The sequence below is a fragment of the uncultured Chryseobacterium sp. genome, assembly GCF_913776365.1.
In the GTDB taxonomy this organism is placed as follows: Bacteria; Bacteroidota; Bacteroidia; order Flavobacteriales; family Weeksellaceae; genus Chryseobacterium.
Genome location: NZ_CAJYMO010000277.1, coordinates 1 through 18,095 on the forward strand (window position 1 = coordinate 1; position 18,095 = coordinate 18,095).

At 40.5% G+C, this 18,095-nt stretch carries 17 protein-coding genes; 15 read left to right on the top strand and 2 right to left on the bottom strand.

Annotated elements, in window-relative coordinates; translation table 11 throughout:
* The 12 genes from QZ735_RS14470 to QZ735_RS14525 all read left to right on the top strand — a co-directional run.
* Window positions 1–1,091: adenylosuccinate synthetase (locus QZ735_RS14470; protein WP_294249729.1), on the top strand; the 1,091-nt coding region annotated here is incomplete at its 5' end.
* 28 nt (window positions 1,092–1,119) lie between these two features.
* Window positions 1,120–1,593 (top strand): macro domain-containing protein, encoded by a 474-nt coding sequence (locus tag QZ735_RS14475; RefSeq protein WP_294249731.1) that lies wholly within the window; start codon window positions 1,120–1,122, stop codon window positions 1,591–1,593.
* Between the two features lie 92 nt (window positions 1,594–1,685).
* Window positions 1,686–2,918, top strand: a complete 1,233-nt coding sequence (locus tag QZ735_RS14480) for a TIGR02452 family protein (protein WP_294249733.1) — start codon at window positions 1,686–1,688, stop codon at window positions 2,916–2,918.
* On the top strand, window positions 2,915–3,550 hold the full coding sequence (locus tag QZ735_RS14485; protein WP_294249736.1) for a DUF4291 domain-containing protein: 636 nt from the start codon (window positions 2,915–2,917) through the stop codon (window positions 3,548–3,550). The genes QZ735_RS14480 and QZ735_RS14485 overlap by 4 nt, the downstream gene beginning before the upstream one ends.
* Complete coding sequence (locus tag QZ735_RS14490; protein ID WP_294249738.1) at window positions 3,550–3,960, top strand: ADP-ribosylglycohydrolase family protein; 411 nt, start codon at window positions 3,550–3,552, stop codon at window positions 3,958–3,960. Before QZ735_RS14485 ends, QZ735_RS14490 begins: the two co-directional genes overlap by 1 nt.
* Before the next feature lie 126 nt (window positions 3,961–4,086).
* On the top strand, window positions 4,087–4,458 hold the full coding sequence (locus QZ735_RS14495) for an ADP-ribosylglycohydrolase family protein (protein ID WP_294249740.1): 372 nt from the start codon (window positions 4,087–4,089) through the stop codon (window positions 4,456–4,458).
* Entirely contained in the window at window positions 4,448–4,963 is a 516-nt protein-coding gene (locus QZ735_RS14500) for an O-acetyl-ADP-ribose deacetylase (protein WP_294249742.1), read from the top strand. Before QZ735_RS14495 ends, QZ735_RS14500 begins: the two co-directional genes overlap by 11 nt.
* A gap of 125 nt (window positions 4,964–5,088) precedes the next feature.
* Window positions 5,089–5,775, top strand: coding sequence for an NAD-dependent deacylase (locus QZ735_RS14505; protein ID WP_294249744.1), 687 nt, complete (start codon window positions 5,089–5,091; stop codon window positions 5,773–5,775).
* Window positions 5,775–6,713, top strand: a complete 939-nt coding sequence (locus QZ735_RS14510) for an ADP-ribosylglycohydrolase family protein (protein WP_294249746.1) — start codon at window positions 5,775–5,777, stop codon at window positions 6,711–6,713. The genes QZ735_RS14505 and QZ735_RS14510 overlap by 1 nt, the downstream gene beginning before the upstream one ends.
* Before the next feature lie 14 nt (window positions 6,714–6,727).
* Entirely contained in the window at window positions 6,728–9,238 is a 2,511-nt protein-coding gene (locus QZ735_RS14515) for a hypothetical protein (protein WP_294249747.1), read from the top strand.
* Window positions 9,239–9,247: 9 nt separating this feature from the next.
* Window positions 9,248–9,790 carry an RNA 2'-phosphotransferase gene (locus tag QZ735_RS14520; RefSeq protein WP_294249750.1) on the top strand — a complete coding sequence of 181 codons (543 nt, stop codon included), beginning with the start codon at window positions 9,248–9,250 and terminating at the stop codon, window positions 9,788–9,790.
* Between the two features lie 538 nt (window positions 9,791–10,328).
* Window positions 10,329–12,053, top strand: a complete 1,725-nt coding sequence (locus QZ735_RS14525) for a hypothetical protein (RefSeq protein ID WP_294249754.1) — start codon at window positions 10,329–10,331, stop codon at window positions 12,051–12,053.
* 93 nt (window positions 12,054–12,146) lie between these two features.
* Here the strand turns inward: QZ735_RS14525 and QZ735_RS14530 are convergent, their stop codons facing one another.
* The gene (locus QZ735_RS14530) at window positions 12,147–13,028 is read right to left on the bottom strand and encodes a cupin-like domain-containing protein (RefSeq protein ID WP_294249756.1); all 882 of its coding nucleotides are present in this window, start codon (window positions 13,026–13,028) and stop codon (window positions 12,147–12,149) included.
* A gap of 641 nt (window positions 13,029–13,669) precedes the next feature.
* Here QZ735_RS14530 and QZ735_RS14535 point away from each other — a divergent pair.
* The gene (locus QZ735_RS14535; protein WP_294249758.1) at window positions 13,670–13,831 is read left to right on the top strand and encodes a hypothetical protein; all 162 of its coding nucleotides are present in this window, start codon (window positions 13,670–13,672) and stop codon (window positions 13,829–13,831) included.
* Window positions 13,832–13,881: 50 nt separating this feature from the next.
* Entirely contained in the window at window positions 13,882–14,643 is a 762-nt protein-coding gene (locus QZ735_RS14540; RefSeq protein WP_294249761.1) for a GLPGLI family protein, read from the top strand.
* Between the two features lie 55 nt (window positions 14,644–14,698).
* Here the strand turns inward: QZ735_RS14540 and QZ735_RS14545 are convergent, their stop codons facing one another.
* Window positions 14,699–15,058: a helix-turn-helix transcriptional regulator gene (locus QZ735_RS14545; protein WP_294249764.1), complete on the bottom strand. Its 360-nt coding sequence runs from the start codon at window positions 15,056–15,058 to the stop codon at window positions 14,699–14,701.
* 258 nt (window positions 15,059–15,316) lie between these two features.
* Here QZ735_RS14545 and QZ735_RS14550 point away from each other — a divergent pair, with 258 nt between their 5' ends.
* Entirely contained in the window at window positions 15,317–18,016 is a 2,700-nt protein-coding gene (locus QZ735_RS14550) for a TonB-dependent receptor (protein ID WP_294249766.1), read from the top strand.
* The last annotated feature ends 79 nt before the right edge of the window (window positions 18,017–18,095 follow it).

Sequence of the window (18,095 nt, forward strand, 5' to 3'; positions counted from 1 at the left end):
GGAATGATTCAGAGATTTTTAAGATGAAAACAGCAGAAATCGTTATAGGACTGGGATTCGGTGATGAAGGCAAAGGCATCACCACCGATTTCCTCGCGGCCTGCAATCCGGAGGCAGTGGTCATCCGGTTTTCAGGAGGGCAGCAGGCAGCGCATACGGTGATGATCGGTGACCGCAAGCATGTCCATTCCAGCTTTTGCAGCGGGGCTTTGCGTGGACTGCCGTCTTATTTTACCGAACACTGCACCATCCATCCGGTTTTTATGTATAATGAATGGAAGGAACTGAAAGCCAAAAACGGGAATACCGGACTTCATATTCATCCTTTGGCGAAAGTAACGACGCCTTTTGATGTCCTTCACAACAGAAGAGATGTAAGGAATACCGCACATGGAACCTGCGGAAAAGGAGTCGGTGCCACGATGAAAAGGCATGAAAGCCCTTACCGGCTGTTTGCGGCCGACCTGATAGCGCCAAGACCGATGCTGATCGAAAAGCTGAAAGGCATCGCTCTTTATTATGGCTTTTCTGAAGGCGAAGAAATACAGCAGGCACTGGATGATTTCCTGCACGCTGTCGACGAAATGGACTGGAATATCGAAGGCTACGGCTATCTGAAAAGTTTTGACCATCTTATTTTTGAAGGCAGCCAGGGAATCCTGCTGGATATGGATCACGGCGTATTTCCGAACGTAACGTATGCCCACACCACTTCAAAAAATGCCCACGAAGTATGCAGTCAACTGGGAATCGATCATATCGAAATGTTCTATGTTACAAGAAACTACGGCACCCGTCACGGAAACGGCTGGATGAGTAATGAAAAAGAGCTTCCGTTACGGAACAATGAAGAGGAAACCTGTACGTTCAATGACTATCAGGGAGCCTTCCGTACCGGGGATCTGGATTACCAATTGCTGGATTATGCCTTAAAGGTAGATGAAGGCTACGGCATTGCCCACCGGAAAAACCTGGTGGTCACCTGCCTCGATCAGTTGGACGAATCTTTTGAACCCGCAAAACTGAACGTCAAGTTTGATGAAATTTGGGGATCTTTTTCTCCATATTCAAAGGACTTCAGAAGAATTTAATGATCAATTATAATCAGAAAAGAGCATCATGAAGAAGATTAAATATATAAAAGGGGACGCTACAAATCCGTCAACAGCAGGAAATCAGATCATCGCCCATATCTGCAACGATATTGGAGGATGGGGAAAAGGATTTGTTCTTGCTATTTCCAAAAGATGGAAGAAGCCTGAGGATAATTACCGGGACTGGTATAAAAGCGGAACTCATTTTAATCTGGGAGAAATCCAAATGGTTCAGGTGGAGGAAGATCTTTGGGTATGCAATATGATAGGTCAGCATAAAACCGTCACCAATTCAAAGGGAATAGCACCGATCCGGTATGAAGCGGTTGAAAGCTGCCTGAAAAAACTTGCTGATGAAGCTTTACTATTAAAGGCAAGCATCCATATGCCAAGGATCGGCTGTGGCTTAGCAGGAGGAAAATGGGAAGAAATCGAACCGATTATTCAAAGTGCATTGCTCGAAGATGGTATAGAAGTATATGTTTATGATCTTGAATAGACTGTAATAATTTTATCAATAGGAATGGGCTTTAGCCCATTTTAAAAAGAAAATATTCAATGGCTTGAGCCGAAATTTAATATAAAATAACCATGAAAACACAAACCTTATACAGACCGGTCGGAGAAAAGGAAATGCTTTTAATCATTGAAAACGGTTACAAGGCATTTCCTCCCAGACTGGAATGGCAGCCGATTTTCTATCCTGTGCTGAATGAAGACTATGCTTCCGAAATTGCAGAAAAATGGAACACCCGTGATGAAGCCGGAAATTATTTGGGATTTGTCACCCGATTTGAAGTACTGGAAGAAGCGGTTAACAAATACCCTTTCCGGAATGTAGGGGCAAAAAACCATAATGAGCTTTGGGTTCCGGCGGAAGAGCTGGAAACGTTCAATCAGTCCATCACCGGAAAAATTGAAGTCACTCAGGTTTTTATCGGGAAAGACTTCAAAGGAACGGCGCATGAAGCCATAGAAAATTTATTATTTAACATTAAAAAACTGACCATGACCAATAAAGGAATGGCAAAAGATACCTTGGAAATCTTAGCCAGGAAATATTATATCAACGGAAACAACGAAAAGATAAGCATCGAAAACGAACTGGAAGCTTCTACGAAAGGAACCGTTCTGTTTTCTTCCGAAGCGCTTGCGGAACTTACGGAAAAAGAAACTCCGGATAAGCATTTTGAAACCCGGTTTGAAGTCTGGAGATGCAGTTCCCTGAAAGCCATTCTACAGCTGGCAGAAGAGGAAGAACAGGAAAAAATCATGTGCCTGAATTTTGCCTCGGCTAAAAACCCCGGCGGCGGCTTCATCAACGGAGCCGAAGCACAGGAGGAGAGCCTGGCAAGAACTTCGGGATTGCATGAAAGCCTGCTTCAGGCCTGGGATTATTATAAAATCCACCGGGAAATGGAATCCTGTTTTTATACCGACATGATGATTTACAGCCCGAAAGTCCCGGTTTTCCGTAAGGACAAAGGGGAATTGCTGCTGAAGCCGGTTTTGTGCAATTTCATCACCTCTCCGGCAGTAAACGCGGGAGTGGTAAAACGTCAGGAGCCGGAAAGAGCCGGTGAAATTTTCGGAGCCATGGATGTCAGAACGGAGAAAATGCTGGCGTTGGCATTACATCAGGGAAATGAAACCCTGATTTTAGGCGCCTGGGGATGCGGCGTTTTTAAAAACGATCCAAAAGAGATAGCGGAGCTGTTTAAAAAGCACCTTCAGGGAAAATATAAAAATAAATTTAAAAGAGTGGTCTTCGCAATTCTCTCGAAGAAAGAGGAAATGATCAGGCCATTCGAAGAAATATCATGAAACTCAAATTAAAAAACTATAAAGAACAAATACAGGCCTGGCCGCAGGAAGGACATCATCTTATGGCGCAATATGATGATGAAAAGATTATCGTATACCAGTCTTACCGGAAAGCCATCGGGGAATTTGCCGTAAAAAATCAATATTTCGGAGGGCCTTTTAGCCTGGAAAGGATGACCTGGATCAAGCCGAACTTCCTCTGGATGATGTACCGGAACGGCTGGGGGACAAAAGAAGGACAGGAATACGTGCTGGCCATTCACCTGAAAATGGATGCTTTCAGAAAGTACTTGGAAAATGCCGTCTATTCTTCCTATAATGACCGGTTGGGAATTTCCAGGGAAGAATGGCAGGATGAGGTAAAAACGTCCTCTTCCAGATTGCAATGGGATCCGGATCATGATCCTTTCGGGGCAAAGCAGGAAAGAAGGGCAATCCAGATCGGTTTGAGAAATGATCTGATCAGATCGTTTGCCAAAGAAGATCTCATTTTAATTGAAAATATTTCGGAATTTGTAAAAGAACAGCATCAGTTTGTTTTGAATGGTGATTTGGATCAGCTGATGTTGCCTGAAGAAAAACCGTTGCTGTTTGATGATGAGGTTCTGAATAATAAATTAAGGCTAAAATAATGGAAGATAAATACTTGCTTGCTTCGAAATCGCTGACGGGAATATCCATCGGCGATGCTTTCGGTGAAAGTTTTTTTGGCGAGGGAAGTTTTGTGAAAAGCCATATTCATCAAAGGATTATTCCTGAAGGTAATCTGGATTTCACCGATGATACGATCATGGCCATTGCCGTGTTCAGATCATTACAGAAATTCGGGGAAATCGATCAGGATTTTCTGGCGGAAGAGTTTACTAAAAATTATTATTCAGACACCAACCGCGGATACGGACCTTCCATGCACCGGTATTTCAGAGAAGTAAAAAGCGATGAGCACTGGAAAGAAGTTTCCTATGCAAAATTTGAAGGACAGGGTTCTATGGGAAACGGCGGAGCGATGAGAGCTTCTGTAATCGGAGCTTATTTTTTATGATGATTTTGCCAGGCTCAAAGAAAATGCGGAGCGGTCGTGCGAAGTGACTCACGCCAACCGGGAAGCCATGGAAGGAACAAAAGCCATTGCCCTGGCTGCTACCTTGCTGTCAGGGAAAAAATGGGAATGGAAATATTGGATCAGCAGGATTTCATCCGAAACATTCAGAACGAATTAGTAGATTCCGACCTGAAAAGCAAACTGAACAAATGCTTATATTTAGACGGAAATCCCAGTATGGAATTGTTGGTGAAAACATTAGGAAACGGAACCGGGATGACGGCCCAGGATACGGTGCCGCTGGTGACCTGGATGCTTTCCCAGTACAGAAGCAATTTTGAAGAATGTCTTTGGAATACCGTTTCTGCATTAGGCGACCGGGATACGACCTGCGCTATGGCCGGAGGCGTACGCATTCTGTGTTGTGAGGAAAACACCATTCCGGAATGGACAGCCTTAATTGAAAACTGGAAAAAAAGCAGATTTTATGAACATTGAACTCATTAAAGGTGACATCACCAAAATACAGGCAGATGCCATTGTGAATGCAGCCAACTCCTCATTGCTGGGCGGCGGCGGGGTAGACGGGGCCATTCACCGGGCCGGCGGAAAGCAGATCCTGGAGGAATGCATCGAAATCAGGAACAGGCAGGGGAAATGCAATACCGGAGAAGCGGTGGTAACGACAGCCGGTAATCTTCCGGCGCAATATGTCATTCATACCGTCGGGCCGGTCTGGAACGGAGACGAAGAGAAGTGCTTCTCCTTGCTGGAGAACTGCTATAAAAATTCACTCAAACTGGCTGAAAGCCTTGGTGTAAAAACCATTGCTTTTCCCAACATCAGCACCGGCGTCTACCGCTTTCCGAAAGAAGCGGCAGGAAAAATTGCCGTAGAAACGGTAAAGAATTTCAGATCAGACACCATCGAAAAAATTATTTTCGTCTGCTTTGATGATGAAAATGAAGCGATTTATAAAGAATTACTGAAGAATAAAGATTGAAAATTTTTGATCTTAGCTAAGTGAAAAGTTTATGCTGAGCTTGTCGAAGTAGCTTTGCGAACCTCTAAGCAGTTAGTTAACAAAAATTCTTTGTGAATTCTGCGTTAATTTAAAAATAAAACCCAATGAAAAAACTAACCATATTAACCGGCGCCGGAATCAGTGCCGAGAGCGGAATAAAAACCTTCAGAGACGGAGACGGACTCTGGGAAAATCATAGCATTACCGATGTAGCCAGTCCGGAAGGATGGCGCAGAGACCCGGCTTTGGTCCTGGAATTTTACAACCAGAGACGCCGCCAGCTTCATGAAGTGGAACCTAACGAAGCCCACCGGTTACTGGCGGAACTGGAAAAATATTTTAACGTTCAGATCATTACCCAAAACATCGATGACCTGCACGAAAGAGCCGGATCCACCAATATCCTGCATCTTCACGGCGAGCTCTTCAAATCCTGTTCAAGCAACAACAAGAACCTGATCTACGAGCATAAACATGACATCAACATCGGTGATAAAGCGGAAGACGGATCACAACTGAGACCGTTCATCGTTTGGTTTGGCGAAGATGTACCATTGATGAAGGAAGCCATCCAAATGGCAAAAGAAGCCGATATTTTCCTGGTCATCGGAACCTCTCTGCAGGTCTACCCGGCGGCAGGATTGCTTCACGACATTAAGGACGACTGTCTGCTGATTGTAATCAATCCCAACGAAACAAACTTCGGCTATGGGCAGAGAGCAGTGGTCATGAAAGAAACCGCAACCCAGGGAATGAAACTGTTGTTTGATAAACTGGTAAACCTTGCGTGATGGAAAATCTTGTGAAAGCCGGAATTTTCGGTGTCTGTGTGGGTGATGCGCTGGGCGTGCCGGTGGAATTTAAGAGCAGGGAAACCCTGAAAAGTTTTCCTGTTACTGATATGCAGGAATTCGGTTCCTGGAACCAGCCGAAAGGAACGTGGAGTGATGACAGTTCGTTAACCTTATGCCTTGCAGACACTTTAACAAAAGACTACGATCTGGAAAAGATCGGAGAAAGCTTCGTGAAATGGGTCAAATACGGCCACTGGACAGCACACGGCATGCTTTTCGATATTGGCGGAACGACCAGGCATTCCATTGCAAGGCTCAGCAAAGGTGAAAGCGCCCGCTTTTCAGGGAATATTTTTGAAGAAGATAACGGGAACGGCTCTCTGATGAGGATCCTCCCGTTGGCTTTTTATCTTAAGGATGAAGAAGATATCGAAACTTTATACCGGATGGTAAAGGAAGTTTCGTCCATTACGCACGGTCATTTCCGTTCAGTGTTTGCCTGCTTTGTCTATGTGGTTTTTGCCATTGAGCTGATCAAAGGAAAAAATAAAAAAGAAGCCTATACTCATACCCAAAAAGCAACTTTAGATTTTGCAGGAAATCAAGGATTTAACCCAAAAGAAATACAGCTTTTTGATCGGATTTTAAAAAACGATATTTCGAAATACCCTGAAGATGAAATAAGTTCCGGCGGCTATGTCCTTCACAGCCTCGAAGCATCCTTATGGTGTTTCCTGAATTCGGAAAGTTATTCCGAAGCGGTTTTAAAAGCGGTGAATCTGGGAGAAGATACCGATACGACCGGAGCGATCACGGGTGGATTGGCTGGAATTTATTATGGTTTTGAAGCGATTCCTGAGGAGTGGGTTGAGGTGTTGGTGAGAAAAGAGGATATTGAGAAGCTTTGTGCTAAATTAGAAGAAAAATTATTGTAATAAATTTAATAACCATGAACAAAAATACGATAGAATATTTAGCATATCTATTAGATGAAGCTAAAAAAAATGAAGGAAGAGAGAAAGCAATCGTTTTTCTAGGAGCAGGCGTTTCAGTTTCTGCAGGCATACCCCTAACTGCAACTATTGTTGAAGATATTAAAGATAAATTTTCTAATAATCCTATCATAAAAGAGTGTATTAAAACAAACAAGGATGACTATTATAGTTTGATGGGTGCTTTAACAGCAGATGAGAGAAGGGATCTATTCCATTTTTATGTTACCAGAGATGAAGTCAAATTGAATTTAGCTAATATTTACTTAGCACAATTGTTAAAGTCAGGTTATATTGATTACATTGTTACAGTCAATTTTGATGATTTAATTTTAAAAGCCTGTACATTATTTAATTTTCTTCCTCCTGTTTATGATATTTCCAATATCAAGACAATTACAACTACTGACATTAGGAAAAATTCTGTTATTTATTTACACGGACAATACTTTGGGCAGTGGTTGTTAAATAATCCTGATGAGTTGGCAAAGGTAGAGGATGAGGTTTTAAGATTATTTAATTCAATAAAGACGCGAAGAACCTGGATCGTGGTTGGATATAGTGGTAATGACGGAATATTTAATAAAATAAAATCTTTAGGTAGCTTTTCAAACGAATTATTCTGGGTAAAAAATAAATTTTCAGAAGCTGACAAAGATGTCTTAGAATTTATAGAAACGCCTAACATCAATGCTAATAAAATAGAAGGATATTATGCTGATTCCTTTTTCTTGAAATTGCATGCTGAACTTTCAAAATTAGATAAAGGGTTAAACGCTCCTGAAATTATTAGTAAACCATTTACCTTTGTTAAGTCTGTTTTACAGAGTATTAATGAGATTAAAGAAGATGATGAGTTAAATGACAATGTAAAAAAGATGGTTCTCAATTGTAATAAGAGAATTGATAAAGCAATATCACAATACGAAGAAGAAGGAACAGAAGAAAATCTAAAACAGAAAATTGTTGATGCAATATTGAAAGGAGATTTTAATGAAGAAGTAGCTTTGTCCTTTGAAAATGAAATTAAGAAAAATAATTATAAGAATGTTACCGAGCAATTATCTTGGTATTATAATGATTGGGGAAATGCTTTATCAGATTTAGCAAAACAAGAGAGTGACGAGATATTATTTAGAAAGAGTTTTGAGAAATATAAAATAGCATCAGAATTAGCTCCAAAAGAAACAGATGTTCTTTATAATTGGGGAAATGCTTTATTAGATCTAGCACGACAAAATAATGATTCATCATTATTTATGGAAAGTTTTGAGAAATACAAAAGGGCATCACAATTAAGTCCACAAGATGTGGATGTTTTTAATAATTGGGGTAGTGCTTTATCAGATTTAGCCAAATATCAGAAAGATGAGGTATTATTTAGAGAAAGTTTTGAAAAGTATAAAATAGCTTCTAACCTAGATCCGCAGAATCCAAATGTTTTTTATAATTGGGGAACTGTTTTACTAGGTTTAGCGCTGCAAAATAATGATGAATCGCTATTTAAAGAAAGTTTTGAGAAGTATAAAAGAGTATCGGAACTTAATCCAAAAAATATAAATACATTTATTAATTGGGGAACTGGATTATTAAATTTAGCAAAACTAAATAATGATGAGTTATTATTTAGAGAAAGTTTTGATATATACAAAAGAGGATCAAAGTTAGCTCCAAAAAATGCAACTATTTTTAATAATTGGGGAATATCTTTATCATATTTAGCAGTACAAAAAAGTGACGAGGAAATATTTAGAAAGAGTTTCGAAAAGTACAGAATAGCATCAGAACTTGATTCAAATTGTGAAGATGTTTTTTTTAATTGGGGAACAGCCTTAGCACGTTTAGCAAAGCAAAAAGGTGATGAAATATTATTTAGAGAAAGTTTTGACAAGTATAAAATTGCATCTGAGCAAGATCCAAAAAAAGCAAGTATTTTTTATAATTGGGGAATAGCTTTATCAGATTTAGCAGTACAAAACAGTGATGAGACATTGTTTAGAGAAAGTTTTGAAAAATACAAAATAGCATCGGAACTAAATCAACAATATGCAAGTGTTTTTAATAATTGGGCAACTGCTTTAGCAGATTTAGCAAAACAAAAAGAGGATAAGTTTCTATTTGACGAAAGTCTTACAAAATATGATCAGGCCTTAAAATTAGATCCTAAAAATTTAAGTGTACTTAATAATTTTGCAAATACTTTAATTCAATTAGGCAAATTACTCAACAATAGTAAATATTTTAAAACAGCATTATCAATATCGCAAAGGGGATATTTGTTAGATGGCAATCCATATAATTTATCCTGTTCACACGCACTATTATCAGATAAAGAAAATGCATTAAAATATTTAAAGGAAACCTTAGATGAAAAATGGATAACAGTAAAACATATTAATGAAGATGATGATTGGAAAGATTACAGAAATGACGACGAATTTATAAATCTATTAAGTCAATATAAATAAACACAAATCATGAACGAACAACATAAAAAAAGAATCAGCAAATTTCTGAGCCTGGTTCTGAGACACCAACCTGAAGTAATCAATCTTACGCTGGATGAAAACGGTTGGGCAGCGGTGGATGAGCTGATGGAAAAGTGCGCAAAGCACGAAAGAAGCTTTACGCTGGAAGAATTGATCGAAATGGTGGAAACTAATGACAAAAAACGGTTTATTTTTAATGAAGATAAAACCAGGATCAGGGCAAATCAGGGCCATTCGATCGATATCGATCTGGCTTTACAGCCGCAGCAGCCGCCTGAATTCCTGTATCACGGGACAGCCGAAGCAAACATCCCCTCGATCCTGGAAAACGGGATTGAGAAAAGAAGTCGTCAGCATGTGCATTTAAGTCAGGATAAGGATACTGCTATCAAAGTCGGCATGCGCCACGGAAAGCCGGTTATTTTGACCATAGAAACCGGAAAAATGCATGAAGCCGGGATCCCGTTCTATCTTTCCGAAAACAACGTCTGGCTGACGGATTTTGTGGATGCAGAATATATTTCATGGTAGCAAAAGTTTAAAAAATAAACTCTTTATAAAAAAGTTTTATTTTTATATAGAATATTTCATATATTAGTGTATTAAATCATGTAATCATAAAAACGTAAGAGTAAAAAATTAAAACAGAAAATTAAACAAAATTTCAAGAGAAAATTTAAAATCTATTAAAGGAGGAATAACTCAGGAATGCGCGTCATGGTGGACTTCAGGTCGGCCATATTACAGTAATCAGGCAGCCTGCCTTCAAGCTCCTTCAAGTGATCCTACATTTGAAAATATATGCACTAATCAATGTGGACGTTGGTATGTGGTAAATTTATAATTAAGAAATAAAGTAAAAATGCCCCTGTAAGTATCCAACTTTCAGGGTTTTTTTATTCTTACATGTTAAATTAGATTCAAGTTTGTCATTTTGACGCGCGGAGAACCTCAACTTTACTTCAGATTCTTCACTCATTTCTAGCTATTCAGAATGACAGATTCTGCGTTAAAAGATAACAACCAGTTTCTAAACTTTAAGTACTTTTGAAACCTCAAACATGCATCAATGAAACTGAGTACGCTTTTATTCATTCTCACATCCTCTTTTTTATTTTCACAGAACACATTCAAGACCCCTTTTGAAAAAGGCAACGGCAACCAAACCGTTACCTATGAAGAAATGAATTCCTGGTACCAGGACCTGGCGAAAAATTTCCCGACCATCCAATACCTGAAAAAAGGGGAGGATGATAACGGGAAACCGATCTATGTCGTACTTTACAATCCGTTTCCGGAAAAGAAAATAGAAGAACTCAGAAAAGACAAAGCGGTACTCTTCGTCAACAACGGGATCCATCCCGGTGAGCCGGACGGAATTGATGCAACCATGATGCTGATGCGGGATCTGGCCACCGGGAAAATCAGCCAGCCTCAAAACTTTATTGTGGCTGCCATTGCTGCCTATAACATCAGCGGAATGCTCAATCGCAGCTCTTTCTCCAGGGCCAACCAGAATGGGCCCGAAGCCTACGGATTCAGGGGAAATGCGAGGAATTTCGATCTGAACAGGGATTTCATTAAGGCCGATACGAAAAATGCCAGGAGTTTCCAGGAAATCTATCAGTGGCTGAAGCCGGATGTATTCATCGATAACCACGTGAGCAACGGAGCTGATTACCAGTATACTTTTACCTATATTTCAACCTTCAAGGAGCGATTGGGCAAAGTGCTTGGAAATTACTTTTACAATACCTATCAGGCTAAAAATCTGGAAGATTTAAAGAAAATCGGTTATGAAAGTACACCGTACGTCAATATCCACGGGGATGTCCCGGACATCGGGTTTGCCGCTTTTGAAGATTCGCCAAGGTATTCCACCGGGTATGCTTCGCTGTTCAATGCCATGTCGACGATGCCGGAAACCCACATGCTGAAACCTTATGACAAAAGAGTGGATGCCACCTACCAATACATGCTGGTCAACCTGCAGAACCTGGATAAAGAGTACCGGAAAATAAAGCAGCTGAGAACGGAAAACCTGAAGCAGTACCAGGCTGGAGAGCCCTACGGAATCCGTTGGAAAATAGATTCCACGAAATACACGACTATGGATTTTAAAGGCTATGAAGGAAAATACAAACCAAGCGAAATTTCCGGGAAACCGAGGCTGTATTACGACCGTAAGAAACCTTTTACGAAGAATATAAAGCTGTTTACAACGGCCGTTCCGACAGGTTTTATTACCATTCCGAAATATTATGTGGTTCCGCAGGCACAGTACCGGGTGATCGAAGAACTTAAAAGAAACGGCATCCGGATGAAGCCGATCCGGAAAGACAGCAGCATCGCCGTAGAATCCTATACCATCAATGATTTCAGGACCGTTAAAAACCCTTACGAAGGACATTATCCCCATTTCGAAACGACGGTTGAGCACTCAAATAAGAATATCCTGTTTTCAGCGGGAGATTATCTGGTCCCAACCAGTCAGGAAGGCGTAAAATACCTCATCGAAACCCTGGAACCGGAAGCACTGGATTCGTTCTTCAACTGGAATTTCTTCGACGGAATTTTAGCCCGGAAAGAATATTATTCCGCCTATATCTTTGAGGACACGGCAGCAGAGCTCCTGAAAAAAGATAAAAGCCTGAAGCAGAAATTCGAGGCTAAAAAAGCTTCGGATAAAACGTTTGCAGAAGATGGTACCGCTCAGCTGGACTGGATCTACAGGAATTCACCTTATTTCGAGGGAAAAACATTCCGGCAGTATCCGGTCTACAGGATTCTTTAGGTCCTTAAGATCGTACAAGCAAAAAGACATTCCGGTGAAGGAATGTCTTTTTTTATCTGTCAGCCTGATGGTATTGAGAAAGTTTGCCGTATTCTATTTGGGGAGACCTCTTTTGAGGGCAATTTCTGCCCGTTTGATGGCAATCTGTTCTTTCCAGTCCATGTATTTCTTTTTGAAATTTTTCTTCATAATATCATCAAACTTCCTTTGTACCGTAAGGTTCCACAAGGAATGGGCTTTTACGCCCCAGGATTTGTCCCATGCCCGGAGGGAAATCGAGAAGCTTCCGTCAAGGTACTTCATCCAGTGCCACCAGCCGGTCGGCATAAACAGGGTGTCGCCATGCTCAAGGTAGCATTCGATGCCTTCAACGCCGTCCAGGGCGGGGAATTTGATGAAATCGGGGTTTTCGATATCGTAATCTTCGAGCGCATAGGTGGCATAGGGGATCTGATACAGCCTTTCTCTCCATTTATAATCAAAAAGAAGGACATGTTTCCTGCCGTTAAAATGCGTATGGAAGATATGAGCCATATCGATATCGAAATGAAGGAACGTTACCGAGCCTTTTCCGCCAAAAAACATATTCGGGTATTTATCCAGGAACCCGCCCATAAGTTCCTTAGGGGAAATATAATCTTCGAGGAGCCTGGGCGCAAATTTAATCGGGTCGAAAAGGAAAATCCTGAGGTCGGTTGGCTCCCGCTGGATCAAATCTATATAATCGCCGAACTTCATTTTGGCGGCGGAGGAATTAATGGGAGCAGAAGGATCAGCTTTTGAGCTGTCATACAACGGAACCTCTACATCGCCTACAACTTCCTTCATGTATTCCATTGTCCATTTCTGGTAAGCCGGCCATTTCTTTGCCATGTTTTTGATGACTACAGGTTTACGGGGCTTCAGGTACTTCCTGATAAACTCTTCCTGGGTAATATCATCCACAATATCGATCGGCTTTAAATTTATTCCCATTTTTTAAAAAATTTAATGTTACAAAATTATTAAATAAAAACAGATGTCAACAGGTTTAAGGTTTTTTTAATCTATGATTCAAATCATTTTTAGCTATTTAGTCCAAATAAAAAGACAGAATTGCTGTGAATTCAGTAAAGCATGAACACCCGTTTCGCCGGTCTTCGCTCTCTACCGGCAGTAGCCGATCTGTTTTCTTCTGATTAAATCTAAACCAATTGCAGCTGATAATTTATGATTAAAATAAATCTTCTGCTCATTTTTTTTTCGGAATAAAATGTTATGGAAAGAAAACAAAAAACCATAATCCTGATTTGTAACGAAATTATGAAATATATATTTCTGATTTACTGTAAAATATGCCCAAAAAACCCGGCATAATTTGCTGGTTTTTCAGGGCAGTGTTTCCGGAAAATTCGTAATAGATTTGATCCATGGCTAAATAAGAAATAGCGCAGCCTGCTTCACACAAAACCGGGGCAGGAATTTCCGAAAGCAGTCCATACAAAATGATGCATCATCCGGGCTGGCCGCTTATTCTAGAAAGGGATGTTCAGCTTGGGAAAAAAGAATTACTAATTTTTAAAACAACTTTTATGAAAAAAAAGATTTTATTCTGTGCCATGCTAGGAATTTCCATAATGGCATTTGCAAGAGTTCAGGCCGTGTGGACTTCTACGTGTGGAGTAACCCATTATACTACATTTACGGGAAACTGGACTTACAATCAAATGGCACTTTATATCGCTCAGATCAATCAGGGTGAATGTGGAGTGACCCCGAACGTAACAATCAATCCTTAGATTGAGTTGGTGGATCATCACGATCCACCAACTTTAATTAGAATTAAAATATGAAAAAATTATTATTACTAGTCGCACTGGTTTTATCCCTGTTCATCACCGCACAAAAAATTAATTTTAAGCCCACTGTCAAAGTAGAATATAACGCTTCCCTTAAACTGGGTGAAAAATACAGGCATGATCAAAAATTTTTTTTAATAGGAAATTCAGAGGACTACTATTTTGCGGCCGACCAGAATTATCTGAATGATACGAAACAATATAAAGCTAAGAACGGAATAGACCTGACCATGCTCAGGGATTATTTCAAAGAAAGGCTTATTGAGAAAAATGGAATTACAAATGTTTTTGTAAATGTCATTGACAGTAAAATCCGTTATCAGGAAAAAGTTGTACTCAAATGGGTATTGTACAGTGATACCAAAATGATAAACGGTGTAAAATGCCAGATGGCAGCCACCAATAAATATGGCAGACGCTGGATTGCCTATTTTTCAAAAGATTATTCACAGCCTGTCGGCCCCTATAAATTTACAGGTTTACCGGGCCTGATCTTCGAGTTATACGATACCCGAGATGATTATCATTTTACATTGGCAAAAGTTGAAAAGTATACTGATGAATTTGAATTTAATCTGGGTCAATATAAAAATTTTGATAAGGCTAAATACCTCAAGGCTAAATACAATTATGAATTCACCCCGGCCGGTATGCCGCCTATGGAAGGCGATATGAAGAGGGAATATGACTCAGCACTTGAGAAATTGAAAGTAATGTATAACAATCCCCTGGAATTAAAACCTTTCGAATAAATGAGATTCAGGGCAGTGAATGCTACATGCCTGTTTCTGCAAATGATAAGCCTGCTTATTTATTCAGGCTTCTGATCAGTTCTTCCAGCTGGGAACTGATCAGCTTGGCCGCTTCCGAATCCGTGATATTGATAATGATACCCTGCTGAAAATCTTTCTGGGCAACGGCATGATCCTTCAGGGCAAAATTGGCAAGTCTGTTGTATCCGTCATGTTTTTTTCCGGTTTCAAAGAGGTCAAGGATGCTTATCTGGAAAATTTCTGCCAGTTTCGGGATATAATTGGATTTGATATCGGTGCTTTCATTCTCCCAGTTGGTATAAGTATTTCTGCCTAATCCCAGCATGTCTGCCACCTCCTGTTGTGAAAATTTGGTCTTGCTCCTGAGCTTTTTAAGATTGTTGCCTACTCCCATATTAAAATATTTACACAAATATATATAATACATTTAAAAAATAACAATGAATTAACTTAATTTTTCTTTCGTTTAATAATCAGTCAGATCATCACGCCGGAGCCGGAAAGAAAAATAGGAAGGGATAGAGAAATATAGGTTAAATATCACTATGTTTGTAGTGATATAAGAACGGGTTTTAACCTTTCATGATAAATCCCATCTTTATGAATGTAACAAAATAAGGCAAGTACTAACTAATTGATCAAATAATACATTATGAACATGAAAATCTCTTTATTCCTGATGATTTTTCTCTCTGTGCTTTCGTTTGCGCAGAAAACCATTTCGGGGAAAATTACGGATGAAGACGGAGTCGCGATTCCCAGTGCCAGCGTTACCATAGAGGAGCCGGGCAAAGACGCCATCCTGGCTTACGGAATCACCAATGCCAAAGGAGAATATAAAGTCACCTTTACTTCATCCGAACCGAACGTGGACCTGAAAGTGAAAGCCTTTAACCAAAGGCCTCTCACCCGGCAGATCGGGAACAGCGACCAGAACTTGAATTTTAAAATGGAGTCGGAAGCTACGGAGATCAAAGAAGTACAGCTGAAGACGAAAATGATTACAGCACGGGGAGATACCATTGCCTACGACCTGAAAGCTTTCGACAGCAAAAGCGACAGGACCCTGGCGGACGTGATGCGGAAAATCCCGGGCATTGAAGTGAATACCGACGGTACCATCCTGTACCAGGGAAATGCCATCAATAAATTCTATGTTAACGGAAAAGACCTGATGGAAGGCGGCTACGGAACCATCAACAACTCCCTGCCGAAAGACGCGGTACAGAAAGTGGAGGTACTGGAAAACCATCAGCCGGTAAAGATTCTTCAGAATAAAGTGCCTTCCGACCAGGCTGCCATCAATATCAAACTCAAAAATTCGGTAACCATGACGGGCCGGGGAGAAGTGGGGGTAGGAGCCAGCCCGCTCCTGTGGAACGTAAAGCTGACCCCGATGTTCTTCGGACAAAAAAGCCAGTGGGTGGTGAATTACAAAACCAATAACGTTGGCGAACAGGTAGAAAATGAAGGAAATATCCTGTCGTTCGGAAGCCGGTTTGAAGGAAGAAGGATCAATGCCACCCAGAATGACTGGCTGAATGTGGAAAATGCAAGTACCCCAAACCTGCCGGTTAAAAGATACCTGCTGAACAGTGTACATTACCTTTCTGCCAACTACCTTACCAATATCGATAAGAAAAAAGAATGGGAGCTGAAGGCCAGTGCCAATTACACCAATAATGCCGTGGAAAGGGAATCTTACAGCCAGACTGATTATTTTGCAAGCCCGTCACGTCCGATAGCTTCTACCATTACACAGAATATTTTCAATAATTTTTATACGGACAAGGCAAAAGGGGAGCTGATTTTTACAAAAAATGCCAAAAAAGGATTTTTTAAAAATACCACCAGTTTTTCCCAATACTGGAATGCAGACCGTGGAATCGTCAGCCGTACCGACAGCCAGACCAAAATACTGAGGGATGGGGCAGAAGCGATAGAATCCCCAACTACCTCATTCCAGAACTCATTGAGTACCATTGTTCCGTGGAAAGAAAAGATGGTCAACGTATTATCTTTTGTGAGCTATCAGACCGATCGGCAGACCCTGGACGTGTCTCCCGCATCCTACGTTACCATTCCGGGCTTCAATCCGGGGGCGTATGCAGAAACAGTGAGACAGTATCTGAGTCTTAAGACTTTTGAGGCGAATCATTCAGCCAATATCGGCTTTTCCACCAAAGGCTGGACTTTTACCCCGGAAATAGGATTCAATTTTAAATCTACAGCACTGAATACGGTTCTGGCAAACCTTCAGGAGGGAACATACCACGGATACGGACAGGAATATTACAATGATCTTAAATATACTACAGCAATACCATACGCTAGCGTAGGGATTAACTATAAGAGTGATGCCTGGATGCTCTATGCCAGCCTTCCTGTAAATTCCAACAATATCACAGCAGAAGATCCTTTGAGATTTGTATCCAAATCAATAAACAGATTGACCTTCGAACCAAACGCTTTTGCCCAGTATACTTTTGCCTCTTTCTGGAAAGCCTCAGTGAATGCAAACATCAACAATAACTTCGGGGAAATCAACAGCGCCTATTCCGGATTGCTGATGACTTCACCTACCAGTCTGAATGCTATGGATGCCAACAATCCTATCCCTCAGAACAATAATAAATCTGCAGGAACACGATTGGAATACCGGAATCCGCTGAATAACCTGTTCTTTAATGTCAATTACAGATTTTCAGATGCAAAAAGAAACCTGATTTCCAACCCTAGCATCAATGCGGCCGGATTTACAGTGATGCAATATATTGAACAGAACAACCATGTACTGAGCAACAACTACAGCGCTGAGGTAGGAAAATATTTTCCTAAATTCAAGACCAATGCTTCCTTAAGCTACAGCAATAATACAACAACTTCCGATGCTTTTCTTGATGATGCTGCCTTCACCAACAAAAACAACAGCCAGTCGGTTGGTTTTAAATTCAATAATACCTATTTCAGCTGGATGAGCATCGATTATAATGCAAACGTATCCCGTACAAAGCAGACCAGTACCGGACAAATTGTTTCCAATGCAGCCAGAAAAGGGTTTACCCATAACCTGGGACTTTTCTTCTATCCGATTGAAAACCACACGGTAGGATTCAATTGGGATCAGGTAAACTCCAGTGCGGAAGGACAGAAATATAATAATGGATTCTATGATCTGTCTTATCAGTTTACCTGGGCTAAAAAGAAAATCGATTTTGAAATAAAATGGATGAATATTGCCAATAAAAAGGTTTTCGAAAACTATGAGATCAATACCAGTAATATTTCTTATACCAGGATACAGCTGCGGCCGAGCCAGGTAATGTTTACAGTAAAATTCAACTTTAAATAAACAAAAAGCCAATCTCACGGAGATTGGCTTTTTTTATGCCGCTGTAAAGCTTTCTCCGGACATCAGCAAGAGCGATGTA